At 66.6% G+C, this 17,531-nt stretch carries 11 protein-coding genes and 1 pseudogene; 11 read left to right on the plus strand and 1 reads right to left on the minus strand.

What is annotated here, in order from left to right; all coding sequences use genetic code 11:
* Nucleotides 1-637: 637 nt before the first annotated feature.
* Nucleotides 638-5,365, plus strand: coding sequence for a DEAD/DEAH box helicase (locus ACTMMA_RS14875; RefSeq protein ID WP_441190906.1), 4,728 nt, complete (start codon nucleotides 638-640; stop codon nucleotides 5,363-5,365).
* Between the two features lie 17 nt (nucleotides 5,366-5,382).
* Here the strand turns inward: ACTMMA_RS14875 and ACTMMA_RS14880 are convergent, their stop codons facing one another.
* A complete protein-coding gene (locus tag ACTMMA_RS14880; RefSeq protein WP_441190907.1) occupies nucleotides 5,383-5,748 on the minus strand; it encodes a hypothetical protein in 366 nt (121 codons plus the stop codon).
* Between the two features lie 437 nt (nucleotides 5,749-6,185).
* Here ACTMMA_RS14880 and ACTMMA_RS14885 point away from each other — a divergent pair, with 437 nt between their 5' ends.
* From ACTMMA_RS14885 to ACTMMA_RS14930, 10 genes and pseudogenes are all read left to right on the plus strand, one after another.
* Nucleotides 6,186-6,956, plus strand: coding sequence for a TnsA-like heteromeric transposase endonuclease subunit (locus ACTMMA_RS14885; protein ID WP_441190908.1), 771 nt, complete (start codon nucleotides 6,186-6,188; stop codon nucleotides 6,954-6,956).
* The gene (locus ACTMMA_RS14890) at nucleotides 6,953-9,133 is read left to right on the plus strand and encodes a hypothetical protein (protein ID WP_441190909.1); all 2,181 of its coding nucleotides are present in this window, start codon (nucleotides 6,953-6,955) and stop codon (nucleotides 9,131-9,133) included. The genes ACTMMA_RS14885 and ACTMMA_RS14890 overlap by 4 nt, the downstream gene beginning before the upstream one ends.
* Nucleotides 9,133-10,218 carry a TniB family NTP-binding protein gene (locus ACTMMA_RS14895; RefSeq protein WP_441190910.1) on the plus strand — a complete coding sequence of 362 codons (1,086 nt, stop codon included), beginning with the start codon at nucleotides 9,133-9,135 and terminating at the stop codon, nucleotides 10,216-10,218. The genes ACTMMA_RS14890 and ACTMMA_RS14895 overlap by 1 nt, the downstream gene beginning before the upstream one ends.
* Nucleotides 10,208-11,632 (plus strand): TniQ family protein, encoded by a 1,425-nt coding sequence (locus ACTMMA_RS14900; protein WP_441190911.1) that lies wholly within the window; start codon nucleotides 10,208-10,210, stop codon nucleotides 11,630-11,632. The genes ACTMMA_RS14895 and ACTMMA_RS14900 overlap by 11 nt, the downstream gene beginning before the upstream one ends.
* The gene (locus ACTMMA_RS14905; RefSeq protein WP_441190912.1) at nucleotides 11,629-11,841 is read left to right on the plus strand and encodes a hypothetical protein; all 213 of its coding nucleotides are present in this window, start codon (nucleotides 11,629-11,631) and stop codon (nucleotides 11,839-11,841) included. The genes ACTMMA_RS14900 and ACTMMA_RS14905 overlap by 4 nt, the downstream gene beginning before the upstream one ends.
* Nucleotides 11,838-13,481: a TniQ family protein gene (locus ACTMMA_RS14910; RefSeq protein WP_441190913.1), complete on the plus strand. Its 1,644-nt coding sequence runs from the start codon at nucleotides 11,838-11,840 to the stop codon at nucleotides 13,479-13,481. The genes ACTMMA_RS14905 and ACTMMA_RS14910 overlap by 4 nt, the downstream gene beginning before the upstream one ends.
* Nucleotides 13,481-13,810 (plus strand): hypothetical protein, encoded by a 330-nt coding sequence (locus ACTMMA_RS14915; protein ID WP_441190914.1) that lies wholly within the window; start codon nucleotides 13,481-13,483, stop codon nucleotides 13,808-13,810. The genes ACTMMA_RS14910 and ACTMMA_RS14915 overlap by 1 nt, the downstream gene beginning before the upstream one ends.
* A gap of 616 nt (nucleotides 13,811-14,426) precedes the next feature.
* Nucleotides 14,427-14,507, plus strand: a pseudogene (locus ACTMMA_RS14920) (SEC-C metal-binding domain-containing protein); the annotation flags it as partial.
* A gap of 309 nt (nucleotides 14,508-14,816) precedes the next feature.
* Nucleotides 14,817-15,950 carry a hypothetical protein gene (locus ACTMMA_RS14925; RefSeq protein ID WP_441190918.1) on the plus strand — a complete coding sequence of 378 codons (1,134 nt, stop codon included), beginning with the start codon at nucleotides 14,817-14,819 and terminating at the stop codon, nucleotides 15,948-15,950.
* Nucleotides 15,951-16,210: 260 nt separating this feature from the next.
* On the plus strand, nucleotides 16,211-17,500 hold the full coding sequence (locus tag ACTMMA_RS14930; protein ID WP_441189508.1) for an ISL3 family transposase: 1,290 nt from the start codon (nucleotides 16,211-16,213) through the stop codon (nucleotides 17,498-17,500).
* The last annotated feature ends 31 nt before the right edge of the window (nucleotides 17,501-17,531 follow it).

Raw genomic sequence — 17,531 nt, forward strand, 5'->3', positions numbered from 1 at the left:
CCTGAACGCGTGCAGAATGCCAGCTTCAGCGATCCCATGCCTGAACGCTTGAGTCCATCAACTGCACCGTTCGAGCGTAGACCGCGATCCACCATACGTCAACCCTGGGTTGACAACGGTAGGTGTGGCGCGGCCGACCGCAGCATCCGGACATGCCGCGAGGCGCCCTACTTTGCACGACAGGTGCGGGAAGACCCAGATCGTGCAAGGTTCGCCGGGCCGGCTGAGCAGTCCTCGCTGCATCTCGACAACTCCGCACAAACGGCATCCGTATGCGGCAATAGGCTGATGCGTGGATAAGGATCACTTTTGCTTATCTGTCGGTGATGGGCTGACCCTGCGGACGCGGGGGAGCGAAGTGTGCACCTATCCCTTGCACCGAGATGCCGTCGTGGGGTGTGAGTGCTGCATGTTGGCCAGGCCTATCAGGAGACCGAGCAGCGCGCAGCCGACGAAGCCAAGGCCACGCCGGAGCCCGCCGTCCGGCCACGACGGTCACCATCTCCGGGCAGGCGACGGTGAGCGACAGCTGTAAGGCAAGATCGTGCCTATGTCGACGTCGATCTATGAGGTACTGGAGGAACTGCGAGAGGCGGCGACGTCAGAGGCTGACAAGGGGTCCAAGCTCGAACAGCTGATGCTGTCATACCTACAGACGGATCCGGTGTTCGCGGAGCAGTTCAGTGATGTGTGGTTGTGGCAGGAGTGGCCGGGCCGTGAGGGGAAGCACGACACGGGGATCGACCTGGTGGCGGTGGACCGGCTCACTGGGTCGAACGTGGCGATCCAGTGCAAGTTCTACGCGCCGACGTCGACGATCGGCAAGGGTGACATCGACTCGTTTCTCTCTGCGTCTGGCAAGGAAGGGTTCGCCCAGCGGATCATCTTCTCGACCACCGACAGGTGGAACCAGCACGCTGAGGATGCGATCCAGGGCCAGCAGGTCCCCGTCCGCCGGATCGGGCTGGCGGACCTAGAGGCATCCATCGTCGACTGGGGCCAGTTTTCCTGGTCCCAGCCGCAGGAATTGCCGGTCACCGACAAGAAGAAGGTCCGCCCCCACCAGGCAGAGGCCATCGAGGCCGTGACCGCGGGCCTGGCCACTGGTGACCGGGGCAAGTTGATCATGGCGTGCGGCACGGGCAAGACGTTCACCTCGCTGCGGCTGGCCGAGCAGATGGTCGGCGCAGGTGGCAGCGTGCTGTTCCTCGTGCCGTCGATCAGCCTGCTGTCCCAGACGCTGCGGGAGTGGGCCACCGAGGCACAGGTGCCGTTGGCGCCGATCGCGGTGTGCTCGGACCGCAAGGCCACTGCCCGATCCAAGGCGGTGGACGAAGACATCTCGGCGGTCGACCTGGCGTTGCCGTCGACAACGAACGTGGCGGTCCTGGAGTCGCGGCTGACCCAGGCCCTTGGTGAGCAGGACTCGATGACGGTGGTCTTCTCCACCTACCAGTCCATCGACGTCGTCGCCCAGGCACAGGTCCAGGGCATGCTGGAACCGTTCGACCTGATCGTCTGCGACGAGGCGCACCGCACCACCGGTGTCACCTTGGTCGGTGAGGACGAGTCCGCGTTCGTGAAGGTGCACGACGATTCCTACTTGCAGGGCCATAAGCGGCTGTATATGACCGCCACCCCGCGCCTGTACGACGACTCATCCAAGGCGAAGGCGGGCGAGGCGGCCGCGGTCTTGGCGTCTATGGACGACGAGGCCATCTACGGCCCCGAGTTGCACCGACTCTCCTTCGGGGAGGCAGTTTCTAAGGACCTGCTCGTCGACTACAAGGTGCTTGTCCTGGCAGTCGATGAAGAGTCGGTGTCCCGCACCTTCCAGCTGCAGCTGTCCGACGACAACAACGAGCTGCGCCTGGATGACGCCGCCAAGATAGTGGGGTGCTGGAATGGGCTGGCCAAGCGCGGCTCGGCGGAGCACTCCTTCAAGGCCGATCCGGCTCCGATGCGGCGGGCGGTCGCTTTCGCTGGCACGATCAAGGACTCCAAGCAGATCGAGTCCCTCTTCGCCCAGACCGTTGAGCAGTATGCCGCCGCGCACGATCTTGAGGATGACAGCACCGGTGACCCGGTCCTGAAGTGCGAGATCCAACACGTCGACGGGACGTTCAACGCCCTGGAGCGAAACACTCGCCTGGACTGGCTACGAGCTCCGGTCCCCGACGGCACCTGCCGCATCCTGACCAACGCCCGGTGCCTGTCTGAGGGTGTCGACGTTCCCACCCTCGACGCGGTCATGTTCCTGTCTCCGCGCAAGTCCGTCGTCGACATTGTCCAATCGGTCGGCCGGGTCATGCGCAAGCCTCCGGCAGGAGAGACCGGCAAGGAGTTTGGCTACATCATCCTGCCCATTGGCATCCCGGCAGGGATGACTGCTGAGGAGGCGCTGAGAGATAACAAGAAGTACGCGGTCGTCTGGGAGGTGCTGCAGGCCCTTCGAGCGCATGACGAGCGGTTCAACGCGATGGTCAACCGCATCGAGCTCGTCAAGCAGCGCGACGACAAGGTCAACGTCATCGGTGTCCCCGGCCCCGAGGGTGGTGACCGTGATGGCAACGGGGGGCAGGCGGTGTTGCCGCTGGCGTTCCTAGACGAATGGCGCGACGCGATCTACGCCAAGGTCGTCGCCAAGGTCGGCTCCCGCCGCTACTGGCAGGACTGGGCCCGGGACATCGCCGACATCGCCACCCGCCACACCACCCGCATCACCGCCCTCCTCGACGGTGGCGACCCGAACGTCACGGCTGAGTTTGACACCTTCCTGACCGGCCTGCGCGGCATCCTCAACGAGGGCATCACCCGCACCGACGCCGTCGACATGCTCGCCCAGCACCTCATCACCAGACCCGTCTTCGAGGCACTGTTCGCCGGGTACGCCTTCACCGAGCACAACCCCGTCGCCCAGACCATGGAGAAGATGCTCACCGCCCTGGACGAGCACAACCTCGACGACGAGAACCACTCCCTGGCCAAGTTCTACGACTCCGTGCGCATGCGCGTCCAAGGCGTCGACACCGCCGAGGGCCGGCAGAAACTCATCGTCCAGCTCTACGACACCTTCTTCGCCACCGCGTTCGCCAAGACCGTCGACAAGCTCGGCATCGTCTACACCCCGGTCGAGATCGTCGACTTCATCCTCCGCTCCGCCGACGACGTCCTACGGAAGCACTTCGACCAGGGCCTGACCGACGAAGGCGTCCATATCCTGGACGGGTTCACCGGCACCGGCACCTTCATGGTCCGCCTCCTGCAGCTCGGGCTGATCGAACCGCACGACCTGGCACGCAAGTACGCCGAAGAGCTCCACGCCAACGAGATCCTCCTGCTGGCCTACTACATCGCCGCCGTCAACATCGACACCACCTACCAGGACATCGTCCGCGGACACCTCGACGACAACGCTAAATACGAACCGTTCCCCGGACTCGTACTGACCGACACCTTCCAGTCCTACGAGGACGGCGACACCGACGCCCTGTCCGTCTTCCCCGCTACCAGCCAGCGCATCGCCCGCCAACGCGGCCTGCCCATCACCGTCATCGTCGGCAACCCGCCCTGGTCCGTGGGGCAGGACTCCGCTAACGATGACAACGCCAACCAGACCTACCCGCACCTGGACGCCTCGATCAGGAACAGCTACGCGGCAAGGTCAAGCGCGATCAACAAGAACAGCCTCTACGACTCCTACATCCGCGCCATCCGTTGGGCCTCGTTGCGCATCGGCGACCGCGGCATCATCGCCTACGTCACCAACGGCGGCTGGCTCGACTCCAACACCGCCGACGGTATGCGCCTCACCCTTGCCGAAGAGTTCAGCGATATCTACATCCTCAACCTCCGCGGCAATCGTCGACAAGGTGGGGCTGAAGGACGGCCGATCTGGGAGGCTTTTGCGAGGGACCGCGGGGGATCCATTGCGACGGTCGCTGTCGTCGTTCTGGTCAAAGGTGCGACCCGCACCCGCGACGCCCGTGTGCACTATCGGCAGGTCGGCGACTACACGACGGCGCGAGAGAAGGTCGAAGAGGTTAGGCAAGTGTCCAGTGTCGCGCGCATGGAGGGCAGGCGGATCACGCCGAATGAGCACGGCGACTGGCTCAACCAGCGTTCAGCCGGCTTCAGCACGTTCCTCGCCCTCGGTGACAAGGATGGTGGAGCAGCTATCTTCGAGCTCTACTCCAGAGGAGTAGCCACATCGCGAGACGCGTGGTGCTACAACTTCTCGCGTGATTCGGTCGGCACCAACATGCAGCGGCTCGTCCACACCTACGAAGAGGACCGTCGGGCAGGCCGCACCTCGAAGACCGCGAATCGAGACGGACGGCAGATTAGTTGGAACCGCAGCCTCCTCGCGGACCTTGACCGCGATCGCCCTCATGCCTTCGACGCGACCCGCATCCAGCCAGCCGCCTACCGACCATTCACGCCCCAACACGTCTACTTCGACCGCGGCCTCAACGACATGGTCTACCGGCTCAACGACCTCTTCCCGACGCCCGCGCACGAGAACCGCGGCTGGACCCTCACCGGCCCGGCGTCTCACTACGACTTCTGCCTGATCGCTGCAGATGCTGTTCCAGACCTGCACCTGCTGGACACCGGCCAGTTCTTCGCCCGGTGGCGCTACGAGAAGGTTCGCGACGAGGGCATGATCTCCCTTGAGTCCGACGATGGCGAGGTCGTCGACGGATACCGCAAGGTCGACAACATCACTGGGGAAGCCCTGACCAAGTTCCAGGATGCCTACGGCCAGGCGATCACCAAGGAAGACATCTTCTATTACTGCTACGGGCTGCTGCACTCGCCCGACTACCGGCAGGCCTACGCGGCGGACCTGAAGAAGTCACTGCCGCGCATCCCACTCGTGACCGACCCGACTGCATACATCGACGCCGGTCGGATACTGAGCGAGCTCCACCTCGGCTACGAGAGCGTCTCGCGCTACCCGTTGGAAGGCCTCGACACGCCCGCCCCAGGAGGCGATGCTGCCTACGACTTCTTCCGCGTCGAGAAGATGCGCTTCACCAAGGTTCGAGACCCTGAGACGAAGAAGCTCGTCGCGGACCGGTCGAGCATTGTCTACAACTCGAGGATCACTCTCGACGGTATCCCTGCGGACGCGTACCGGTACATGCTCGGGTCTCGGTCCGCCGTGGAGTGGATCATCGACCGCTACCAGGTCAAGACCGATAAGAAGTCCGGCATCGTCAACGACCCCAATGCCTGGTCACGCGAGGTCGGCAACCCCCGCTACATCCTCGACCTTCTATCCCGGATCGTCACGGTTAGCCTGGAGACGATGAAGATCGTGGACGGGCTACCGCCGCTATATGTGCGAGCCTCCCAGTAGGCTTCCGGCGCAAGCGCTCAGGGTTGGCGCCACTCTTGCGGGTAGCGGGCCAGGGCCCAACGGCGAAGCCCGATCTCGCGTTGCAGATCCACCCGTTGACGACGAGTCAGGGGGTGGGTCCTCGCGACGTCGTCCAGGATGCTCAGCTCGTCCTCGAGGCGTTGCCGGGATCGATCGAACGCAAGTCGGCAGCTGCGCGAGCAGAACATCTGCGGCCTAAAGCCGGTGCTGCCCCGTGTCGGGAAATGGCACGGCTGGTCGCATTCGGGGTTCATGCAGCGGCAGGAGGTCGGTGGCTCTGGCATCTCGGCGACGATCTGGAGAATGCGCCTGATCGGGGCATCCGGTTCATCGCGGAGTCTCGTTTGCAGGGTCCGGCTCATGAGGGGCTCTCGTCCGGTCGGGTGATGGTCAGTCACTCGAGGCTGGTTGGTGTCCATGACCTTACCCTTGCCCGTCATATCTATCCACTCTAGCGGCTGCATAGTGGATACTTAAGGTCACTCGGGCCGACCTGCGACGATGCCCCTCTGATGGTAAGGAGTTGACGGTTCGCAGCAGAGCGGCAAGGCAGCGTCCCGTGACGCCAGGGTTGCTCGGAGGTTTCGGACGACCAAGGCGTGCAGCAGACAATCAGCGCCTGAAGTGCGTTATCTAACCAGGAGTGCTTGTGCTTGTGCTCGCATCGGAGTAGGTTGCTCTCAGAAGGTTCACACCTGTGGGCTGCGCCCCTGGCACAACAACGAGGGCGCACCAGCTGGAACTGGCACGCCCTCGGGACGGACCTGATGGAACGCTCTAGACAAGCGAAGGATCCGTCATGGGTCAGTGTATTGATCGCCCCCTGCCTGGGCCACCCCTTGTGGTTCGTGACGTCACTTGGTCGTTTCGTGTCGACGGTGTCGTGACGGCCTGGGACTGGGAGAGGGGGGCGCCGGCAGTCGACGCGGTCTCCCGTGTGCGCCGGCCGCGCTCTACCTCCGCTCACCGGCACATCCCGGTGCTCGCGTTCTGTGCGACCACCGGTGAGGTCCTCGGGGTGGAGTCGGGACTGGAGTACGAGTTGCTTCTGGACCGCGACCGCGACCAGGCGGTCTCCTGGCTGGTGCCGCAGCCGTGCCGGTTGTCCTGGCGGCCGTCGTCCGGGCGTGCGCGGTCCCACGTCCCAGATCTTCTCGAGCAGCGTACGGACGGGGCAGTGGTCCTGTGGGACGCCCGGCCGCCGGACCGTCGGGACGAACGGTTCGAGGAGGCGGTAGAAGTCACCGCTGCAGCGTGTGCGGAGGTCGGGTGGGGGCACGAGGTCTTCACCGGACACGACCGAGTCCTGCGCCACGTCCTGCGTTGGCTCGCCTCCTACCGGATGCCGCGCCCGTGGCATGCCGCAGCAACTGGCGAGCTTCGCCAGGTTCTCGACGGCGTTGGCACCGTGTCGACGGTCCTTGAGGCCGACCGCGGCGGTGGACACCTTGTGCAGACGATGTGGCACCTGTTGTGGACGGGCGAGCTGGTTGCCGACCTCACCAAGCCGCTGACGGCCGCCACCCGGCTGACGTGGGCCGGCTCTGGGGACCAGCCGCGATGTCGGTGAGCGGGGCACTCCTCGACCTCTACGTCGGAGCGCGAATCCTCACTGCCCAGGGCATGGGGGTCGTCAGTGCCGTCGAGCGACACGGAGTACTCCTGAAGGATGCGTCCGGGACGGAACGGTCCGTCCCCTTCACGCAACTCTCAGGTCGGTCCGCGACGGCCGCCGGTGTCGAGGCGGTCCATGCATCCCTGCTGCCCTGGCTCGACAGCCTGGACGAGGCGACGGTCGCCGAGGCCAGGTTCAAGCACGAGGTCTGCACCGAGGTCGCCACCGGCTACAGGTACGGCCTACCGGAGTTGGCTCAGCCAGGAGAGCCCTTCTACCCTTTCGGGCCGACGTTCGGCGCCAGCGTATCGGCCCGGATCCGAGCGATGAGCCGGCTGATCAGCTACGAACGAACCGTCGACCGGATCATTACCCGACGGGTCTACGAAGGACAGATCAAGAGCGGCCGCGTCGCTCCACGGACCATTCACGACTGGTACCGCGCGTATGAAAGGGATCCGTGGCGCGGGCTCGTCGACGGCCGCAAGGTCCGTGGCAAGCAGGGGTTCGAGGTCCTCGACCCGACCTTCCGGCGCATCGCAGAAGACCTATTCGCGCAGTTCGACGGCACCGTCAGTGCGGTCAACATGCAGGAGATCGAGCGTCGGATCCGCCTCCAGCTGAAAAACGAAGGAGTCGAGGACCCGAACCTTCCCGACCGGCTGGTTCAGGAGTACCTGTCTTACCACTACCGGGCGCTGGGCGGCACCACCCGGGCCCATAAGTCCAGGCGGCTGCGCAAGGTGGCCGGGCACGAGTCCTACCCGGCCCAGCACCCCGGCGAGACCTCCGTCGACCTGACTCGCTGGGACGCCTTCTGCGTCGACGAGCTCCACGAGCGTGCCATCTCCGTGGAGGTCGGCACCCTGATCAGCATCCCGACCCGGGTCGTCCTGGCCTGCCGGGTCTACCCGCGATCTGCCACAGGTGTCGAAGCAGGCTTGCTCGTCTACGACGCGATGCGCCAGCTGTCGATGGTGGTCGAGGGCACCACCATCGACGACTTCCGCTGGGCAGGGATGCCCAGCAGCCTGGACCTGTCCGGCAACCCGCTGCGGTGGGGCCGACGGTCCCTGGCCGCCGACGCGAGCACCGTGCAGGGAGAGCACCAACTGCCCGGGGTCGCACCGACCAGCCTGCGCTCGGACCACGGGAGCATTTTCGTCAGTGAGCACTTCCAGACCCTGTGCGCCGAGTTCGGCATCAACCTGATGCTGTCCCGGCCGAAGAAGCCCAACGACAACGCCCACGTCGAACGGCTTCACGAGACCTACCAGCGCGCTGCCCAGCAGATTCCCGGCTTCAAGGGCAGGGCGGTCCACGAACGGGGCACCTTCGTCACCGACCAGCCGCTGCTGACCGTCGAAGAGTTCACCCGGCACCTGCACCGGTTCATCGCCCTGGACTACCACCGCCAACCCCACGACGGCCTCACCCTGCCCGGAGCGCCCGGCATCCGTCTGACCCCCCTGGAGATGCACGACGCCCTCGCCGAGGCGACCGGACGGCTCACCGTCCCCCAGCACCCGGACCTGATCTACCAGTTCCTGCCGATCCGGTGGCTGCGGCCCGGCCACGCCGGTGTGGAGTACAAGAACCTGACTTACGACGACGAGGTCCTCGAAGACTTCCGGTCCGTGCGCACCGGCAGGTTCCGACAGAAGGACAACGCGGTCCCCTTCCACTACGACCCCCGCGACGTCACACGGCTCTGGTTCCGCCACCCCGACACCGACCGCATCCACGAAATCGGCTGGCGCGGACGGCACCTGATCCACGCACCCCTGGTCGACGTCGTGCGCGACCGGGCACTGGCACGGATCAAGGAACGCGGCGGCAACCGAGTCCTGAACAAGACCACGATCATGCGCCAGATCATCGACGAGATCGGGGAGCTCACCACCGCACCCGACAGCGAGGAGTTGCGCACCAAGCTCAGCGCCGCCCGGATCAGGTGGGAACAGGCACAGAAGGACCACGACGAGGTCGTCCAGGCACACCGCCTGCTAGAACAGCAGGCAGCCTCTGGCCTACCCCATATCCCGAAGCACCAACGGCCCGATGCGTTACGCGATGACGAGGTCGTCCTGGACTTCGAGGAGCCCTGGCCCGACTATCAGGAGCTGGGTTGATGGACGCACGGATGTGGCACCGGCAGGCGACCGCAGCCCCGGCAGTGCCCCCTGATGCGCTGCCGACCGAGCGGTTCGACGCTCTGAGTGCCGATGAGCAGGACGGCTATTGGACGCAGTTGTCGCAGCAGCTGCCGGCGCTGGTCGTCCCTTCGGTGCTCACGGCTCGGGCCGAGCGACGCCTGGACGCTCTGGTCGGGGTCAACGCCCGGCGTCCGCCGGGGGCGAAGTCGGTGATCGGGATCGACGCCCCGTTCGCCGTGGGGAAGTCGACCTTCGTCAAGGCGTGGGCTCAGCAGACCTACCGGGACCGGGTCGAGCCGGGGGCACCAGAGGTGTTGCCGACATGGAGCCCAGCACCGGAGATGACCGCGGACTGGGTGCCGCAGGTCTACATCACGCTGCGGGCGGCCTCGAAGATCAAGGACATCAACGCCTCCATCCTGGCGTTCCTGGGCTACCCCTCCGAGGGCCTGGTCCGGGTCACCACCACCAGGGTGGTCAAGGTCCTGGCCACGCACGGGGTGCGACTGCTCATCGTCGACGACGTGCACATGCTGACCACGACGCATGCGGACGGCCGGGCGGTGCTGGACTACCTGAAGTTCCTCAACACCGAGCTGGGCGAGCTGGGCGGCACCCTGGTCCTGGTCGGAGCCCACCTGGAGGGCGGGCCGCTGTACCAGGACCCCCAGGTCGCCGGCCGGCTGGACAAGATCACCCTGGCCCCGTACGAGATCACCACCGTCGACGGCCGCGCCGACTGGCAGCAGTTCCTGCGCGGACTGGAAGACCTGTTGCTGCCCTACTTCGACACCGTCCCGGCCGGGACGTTCTCCCGTCAGCTGGCCGGGCACGTGTGGCGACGCACACAGGGTTATGTCGGCGACACCCTGCGGCTGCTGGTCCAGGCTCTCCTGGCCGGTTTCGACGACGCCCAGGACGAGATGACCCGGGACCTGCTGGGCGGGGTGCCTCTGTCGGCACGCGCCGCCTCGGCGGAGGCCGACCTGATGGCTGTGGCCGCGACCACCTCCAACCGGCGCAGCCGCCGCACCACTCCGGAGCCGGCCGGTGCGAACTGACCAGGCGCTGCCCGTACGACCCGCCTTCTGGGACGGCGAGTCCTTGTCCGGGTATGCGGTGCGGCTGGCCGACGCCAACGGCCTGCACACCTCTGCCCTGCTCCCGCGGGGGTACGTCGACGCCACCACCCCGGCCGCGGTCGTGACTCGCTTCGCTGTCGCAGCCGGCCTGACCACTGCCCAGGTCAAAGCCATGACGCTGGCACCGATGCCGCCCTCGATCCGTGGCCGCGGCGCGTGGCTGCGGCACGGCTGGCGGCTGCACCAGGACGTGACCTGGATATGCCCGGCCTGCACCGAGATCACCGGGTACCGGGCCCTGCTGTGGCGACTGGCCCTGATGCCGGTCTGCACCCGCTGCCACGTCCTGCTCATCCAACACCACGACATCCCCCACGCCCGACCCGCACCTCGCGAGCTCCTCGCACTGACCAACGTGCTGGCCGGGCTGGTCACGGCAAGCGTCGCTGACCCCAAGCCGCGAGGAGTGCTGTCCCGGCTGCGGCGCCGTTGCCAGGGGTTGGCCGCCACAATCGACCACCAAGATCCGCGGGCGAGTCCTGGCCTGCCGCCGGTGGACGTCGCAGCTGCCCGCAGCTGGGGCCTCCACCCCACGCCCGACCCCGCCACCATGGCCACCATCCTGCTCACAGCAGGCAAGTCACTGAACCCCAACGGGCGGAAGAGCCGCGGCCTTGGCACGTCCCGCCGTGGCAGTACGTTCACGACCACCGACCGTGACCGCCAGGAGTGGTTCCTGACCCGCATCCGTCAGCACGTCGCCCGCGACGGGCTGACCCCCGGCCACGTGCCCACCACACTCCCGCAGGCCACGCCGCGTCGACCGGGACAGTGGCTGTCGCTGACGCGAGCAGCGATCGCACTGCACATGCTGATCGCCCGCGCGCTCGAAGAGGACGACAGCCCCACAACCGCGTCGCAGACCCTCGGGGTGCCCGACATCCCCACCTGCCTACTCATCGACGCCATCCACTCCGGGCAAGGCCTACGCGAACGCGACACCCAACGCCTGGATGCCGGACTGGAGATCCTGCTGGGCGAAGGCTTGGTCGACTACCGCCGCCGACGCGACACCCTCCGCACCGTCACCCGGCTGCCGCGCGCCACGACCCGCCAGCTCCGCACGCCCCTCCCGAGCACCACCGACCACCCTGCAGGGAGGCTCGCGCTGGGATGGATCTGGACCAGGTTCACCCACGGGCCGATGCGCTCCAGCCCATGGCCGCAGATCCCCGACCGTGAGGTGTACGCCTTCGACGCCGCCCTCGATCCCGAGACCCGGCTGCTGCTGCACGACGCCGGCCACCAGCTCCTCGACGGCCCCGACCTGACCACAGCCCTACTAACCGGTGCCGAGGTGGCACCGGCCACGACCGGACGGAGGACCGGATGAGCAACCACGACAGCGGCACATGGCAGGTCTGGGACTGTGGAGACCTGATCGCCACCTTCACCGAACCCGAACGGGCGGAGGCGTGCCGGGCGGACCTGCTCGACGACGAAAGCCATGATTGGCCGCACCTGGCCGACCTGGCCAGCCGGTGCATCACCGTCGTCCACGTCCCCAGCTCCAGCACTGTCCCGGTGGGGCGACCGAGATGAGCCCGCTGCCGGTGCGTATGGTGCCCCGCCCGGGACAGGCACTGGACTCCTACCTTGAGCACCTGGCCGACGCCAACCAGCTGAGCACCGCCCAGCTCATGACGCACCTGCGCGCCACCAGCACCGCCCCGACCCGCTACCTCGCGCTGGCCCCCGACCCGGCGGTGCTGGCGACCATCGCCGGGCTCGCCGACCTGCGACCGGAGGACCTGTCCGGGACGGTGCTGACGATGCTGCCCGGCGTCGCGGCCGTGGACCCGGGGAGCAGGTACGGCCACCGTGACCTCGCCGCCAAGGGATGGGTGCAGCTGCGCGGCACCCAGGCCTGCCCGGCCTGCCTGGCTGACCACGGCGCCTGGGCCACCACCTGGCGGCTGCCGGTCGTGACCACCTGCACCACCCACGCCCGCCACCTGGCGATCACCTGCCCCGCCTGCCGGCGACCGTTCCGCGACGGCCGCCACAACCACCTGCGACCCATGGGGGCCGACACCGTCTGCGGCAACCCCCTCGGTGCCGGACCCCGCCAGCATTGCACCCTCGACCTGACCACCGTCCCCACCTCCGTCGCCACACCCGAACAACTTCAACGGCAGGCACGCACCGACACCGCCCTGACCGGACGACCCGTCACCGTCCTCGGCAAGCCGTGCGACCCGGCCGACTACCTGGCCGACCTTCGTCACCTGACCGTTCTGTTGCTGCACCTGGCCTGCCAGACCGGCACTGACGACCTGGCCGACTGGGCACTGGCGGTGCGCCGCGAGGCCGAGGACCGCACCCTGCAGCGAGGACCCAGGTGGGGCATCCGCCCACCGGCCGACCCATCCCTGCGGGCCCGAGCACTCACCTCAGCGGACCAGATCCTGACCCGCCCGGACAGGGACAGCGCTGCCGACGCCCTGACCCCCTGGCTGGCTGCGGTCCCTACCGGGACCGAGAGCCGGCTCGGGTGGATCGCCGACCGCACCGTCATGACACCCACCCTCACGTCCCTGGTCACCGCCGCCCTGGCGCCCTACCGACGCATCTCCCACCAGCTCGCCGCCCACACCGGAGGATCCATGACGCACGCCCGGCCCATCCCCCAAGTCCTGCCGTCCGACATCTTCGCCAAGCACCTGGCAGCCGACCTGGCCGTCACCGCGCTGGTCGGGCGCACCTACGCCTCGATCTGCCTAGCCCGGACCCTGCCCGGCATCCACACCTGGGCCGAGGCCGCCCAGGGCCTGAACCTGCCGTGGTGGCTCGGGATCCGCACCGCCAAGAACTGCTCGGCCCGGCTGCGGGTCGACAACCCCACCTTCGTCGAGCACCTCCTCCAGGCCCAGGAAGACCTGGACGTCGATGTCGACTACCGCAACCTGGAGAACCACATCGCCACACGGGTGGTCGAGCTTGGCTGGGCCACCGAGCAGGGCGACCACGCCACCGGCGCCGCCGCCGCGATCGCCAGACGGCACGCCTGCACCTGGGTCTGGACCCACCACGGCCACGCCCATCCCGAGACCGCCCCCGGCTGGGGCAACCAACCACGCACCGGCAAGGCCTGGGCCGCCTACACCCGCTACGAGAAATCCCTCACCCGGCAACAACAGCTGAAGCTCACCGAGCAGTTCATCGCGGTCGGGGTAGCATGATGAGCGACCTGACCCACCTCGAAGCGCTCACCACCAGGCCCACCAGCATCGTCGTCCTCTCCCGCGACCTCCGGGCCCGCATTACCGACCCGGTCTGCGCCAAGCCAGAAGCGGGCTGGCCCCAGCTGGAGGCCGACTACGCCTCCAGCCCCTCGGAGCGAGACCGAGCCGAAGTGCTCCAACGGGCCTGGGCGATCTGCTGCACCTGCGCCCACGTCGACCCCTGCGCGCTCCTGGCTGTCGTCGACCAGCACACTGGCCTCTCAGCCGGCGATGCCTACCGCAACGGTCATCGACTGGACGAGCGTGGTCGAAGGCAGCGCTCGTGACGCGACGCAGTTCGAACTCAGCATGCCTTCACCCGACGGGCCTGGCCTGGCTTCCAGTACGGCTGGACCAAGTTGGCTTCGGGCTGAGCGAGTTGGACGATGGCCGCGACGCTCCCACAGTCGACGCGCGCGTCCGCTGGCGAGCCGCCGAACTCCTTCGCGCTCCAGAGACCTGTCGTTGCGGCGATAGTTAGCCGGGTTCAATCACGCAGCCAGGCTCGCTCGCTCCGATTCTGAGTCAGCCGGGAAAGGCATCACCCCGAGTCCGCGATCCACCCACCACAGTGCCACGCACCCGCGGTCACGCGCCTCGTGAGGGGGCCGGCATCATCGACCTCCACTGCCCATCTGCGGACGTCTGTGCGGGCGTCCGGCCGCTACTGCCGAGGTGCGTGACAGACCGGATCCGCCGATGTCCGGATGCGTTCTTGGGACGGTCTTGGAAGCCTCATCTGCGAGCTACTGTTGGACAGAATCCCTGCCATCGTCGCGGGGCGCCCAGCGGATGGCTGAGCATGCCGCGGCGCAGGAAGGCGATGACTAGACTGGGAATTCCCCCCGCTGCGACGCAGCAGGACCTCTTGCGCAACGACAATGAGTGGAGGCGTTCGACCGCATGGATCCGCTCGGTCCGTTCAAGCGTCAGGAACCTTGTTGGTGTGGCTCGGGCAGGACGTACCGCCTGTGCCATTTGCGACTACATCGCCCACGATCGATGCCTGGGGACCCAGTCCCTCCGGATACCCCAGAACACTTCTCCCTCAGCCCCAATACATCTCTAGCTCGCGCGGCTGTGCCCCAAATGGCGCCCGGTGGAACGCCGATCTACGGTCCCGAGACTGAGCCTAGGGCTCGGCCGCTCCCTTTCACGGAAGTTGAACGCTACATAGCGTCAACTCCCCTGAGTGATTCTCCGTTGGGTGCTCGAGATTTAGGAACCCTACGAGTGAGGACGCTTAAAGACCTGGCTCGCCTGAATCAAGACGAGGCTACGATAAGTGAGGACGTGCTCGAGGACATCGTGCAACTGGCCCTCTTAACGTACGAGACCGTCAACGCACTCGCCGGGCGCCAACCGCGCCCTACGCTTGTATGGAATGACGAACTCGATCCCAGTAGACTTATCGGACGGACCGCGCTTCTAGCGGACCACGTGCTCACACCCGATCTTGTGCTTTCGGCGGCGACGAGTGAGGGCACCGAGGGAGCCGTCAGTCGTGCTGCGTCGGCTCTGCTTGCTCACGCACCCCTCATCGAGATGGGCGCGGTGATTCCTTCGCCAAACGGCGTTGTTGCAGCGGCTCGTGGCCCAGCCGTGGAGGCATTGACGCGCGCCGACCTAAAGAACGACACCCTGCGCCGATTCGTCGAAAGTCAACTTGTATTCGAGGGACCTACGGCGCGTGAAGTCCTCTTCGTCAGTGCCAAAGACGATCTCAAGGCGTTCCAAGATTTTTGGATGTATGCGCGCGTGGACCCGCAATCCGTCGATGCGGACGACGGAGAGTTCCGTATGAGGATGCTCAATCCATATGATCCTGTTTATGATTACCAACCCTGGATTCAGGACGTGCGGCGGTCTGCTATCGCTAAGTATGTGCAGCGAGCAAACCAACGGCTGATCTCAGCCGACCTATTCGGCGCCCATTACTTGGTGAGTGCCCCTTTCGAAGCACGCCTACTTGCTCGGAAGGGAGCCCCCACGGTAGCGCAACCTGCCCAAGTCGCCTATTGGGCCGACGTGCCGCTGCTAACGAAGCTGTCGCCCGAAGCTTTGGCTTCCATTCTTGGTCAAGACGAATCTGTTGAGGACCTGAGGCACGCGGTGCGTGCAGCAGTTCGAGAGGCAGAATCGACGGTGGGTCAAGTGGCAGCTGTACGCGAAACTCTCTCAGACATTGAACGCGCATCGGCAAAGCTTGAGAAAAAGATGCGCACTGAACGCGCCTACGGGGCGATCCTACCCGGATTGTTCAGCGGTGGGAGCATCGTCGTTGGAGGCATCGTTGGGGGACTGCCTGGTATGGGCGTGGGGGCCCTAGGCGGCCTCGCCGGTCTAGCGCCATACTTGGGCTCTCGCGCGACGAACAAGCGTGAGGCTAGTTTCGTCTTCGTGACAGCAAGGAGGAAAGCTTCCTAGCGGGACTCCGCCGGTCAAGCGAGACCTGAGTCGCTCGCCCTTCATCTCGACGCATCCACTGATGTCCTATTGCGTTCTGAGCAAACAGTGCGAGGTTGCGTGGCACCTACGTAGTGCTGTCGCTGAATCACGCATGTTGGAGTGTCACCGGGGGCTTCGGGGCCCTTCAACTTTGAGCGTGGTGGGGCCCTGAGGTAGGGCTCGCGGCCCTGCGCCAACATGGGTGTTGTCTAGACATCCCATGAGCGAGGACCGCGAGCGTGCACCAGCCTACGTTCGACGTCGATGCGGCGTCGATCCTGTTCAACCTGTCCGGCTACCGAGTCGTCTCAGCCAGCCCTGCCGTCGGCGATGAGCAAGCGCGGCAGGTGGTGATCGAGACGACCACGAGCGAGGGCGCGTGCCCGTCCTGCGGGGTGCTGTCCTCGCGGGTCCAGGCTCGACCCATGCAGCACGTCAAGGACGTCCCGTGCGGCGGGGAGTCCCTGGACGTGCTCGTGCGCAAGCGGCGCTACGCCTGCCGGGAGCCGCTGTGCCCGCGGCGCTCGTTCACCGAGGAGACCGAGCAGCTGCCCGCCCGGGCCCGGGTCACGACCCGGCTGGCGGAGCAGGTGATCACCGCCTGTCGGGCCGAGCCGCGAGCGGTCTCCCGCGTCGCGCACGAGGCGGACCTGTCGTGGCCGACGGTAATGCGGATGCTCACCAGCACCGTGGACCTGGATACCGGCGTGGACCGCCGGCACGTCAAGCATCTGGGGATCGATGAGCACCGATTCCGCACCGTGCGCTACCTGCGCGATCCCGACACCCAGGCCGTGAAGCGGGTCGAGCCGTGGTCAATCGTGTTCACCAACCTGGACGACGGGGCCATCCTCGACGTCGTCGATGGACGCCGCGGCAAAGTCGTCACGTCCTGGCTGGCGGCCCGGCCGCGGTGGTGGCGCCGGCGCGTGCAGATCGTCGCCCTCGACATGTCCGGCGAGTTCCGTGCCGCCGTCCGCAGGGCACTACCGCGCGCCCGGGTCAGCGTCGACCACTGGCACGTGGTGCGGCTGGCGAACGAGATGGTCACCAAGGTCCGCCGGCGCCGGGTGTGGGAGCTGCACGAGCGCCGCGGCCGGGCCACCGACACCTCGTGGAAGTACCGCAAGCTGCTCACCTGCGCCGGTGATCGGCTCACGCTGCGTCAGCGGACCAAGCTGCAGCAGATCCTCGCCGAGGACGTTGAGCTGGCCGTCGCCTGGGGGATCAAGGAGCACGTCCGTCAGGTTCTCAGCGCCACTGACACGTCATCGTTCCAGCGGCACTGGGCCCACCTCGAGCGCGCCGTGCGCGCCACCCGCCTGCCCGAGCCCGCAGCGCTGTTCCGGACCCTGCGCGCGTGGCGGCGGGAGCTGCTCACCTTCTGCCGAACCAGGGTGACGAACGCGAGGACGGAGGCGGCGAACCTGACCGCGAAGACGATCAAGAGGGTCGGACGGGGGTACCGCAACCACGACAACTACCGATGCCGCATCATTGGCTACGCGCCCCGACCCATCGCGGCGTGAACACCCGCGCCACGCTCAAAGTTGAAGAGCC

The organism is Ornithinimicrobium panacihumi (assembly GCF_052073805.1).
GTDB classification, from domain to species: Bacteria; Actinomycetota; Actinomycetes; order Actinomycetales; family Dermatophilaceae; genus Ornithinicoccus; species Ornithinicoccus panacihumi.

Bases quoted from the DNA above. Each gene is read 5' to 3' on its own strand.
- ACTMMA_RS14880 (WP_441190907.1), bottom strand. From the start codon at position 5,748: ATGAGCCGGACCCTGCAAACGAGACTCCGCGATGAACCGGATGCCCCG.
- ACTMMA_RS14910 (WP_441190913.1), top strand. From the start codon at position 11,838: ATGAGCCCGCTGCCGGTGCGTATGGTGCCCCGCCCGGGACAGGCACTG.
- ACTMMA_RS14875 (WP_441190906.1), top strand. From the start codon at position 638: ATGCTGTCATACCTACAGACGGATCCGGTGTTCGCGGAGCAGTTCAGT.
- ACTMMA_RS14885 (WP_441190908.1), top strand. From the start codon at position 6,186: ATGGGTCAGTGTATTGATCGCCCCCTGCCTGGGCCACCCCTTGTGGTT.
- ACTMMA_RS14895 (WP_441190910.1), top strand. From the start codon at position 9,133: ATGGACGCACGGATGTGGCACCGGCAGGCGACCGCAGCCCCGGCAGTG.
- ACTMMA_RS14905 (WP_441190912.1), top strand. From the start codon at position 11,629: ATGAGCAACCACGACAGCGGCACATGGCAGGTCTGGGACTGTGGAGAC.
- ACTMMA_RS14915 (WP_441190914.1), top strand. From the start codon at position 13,481: ATGAGCGACCTGACCCACCTCGAAGCGCTCACCACCAGGCCCACCAGC.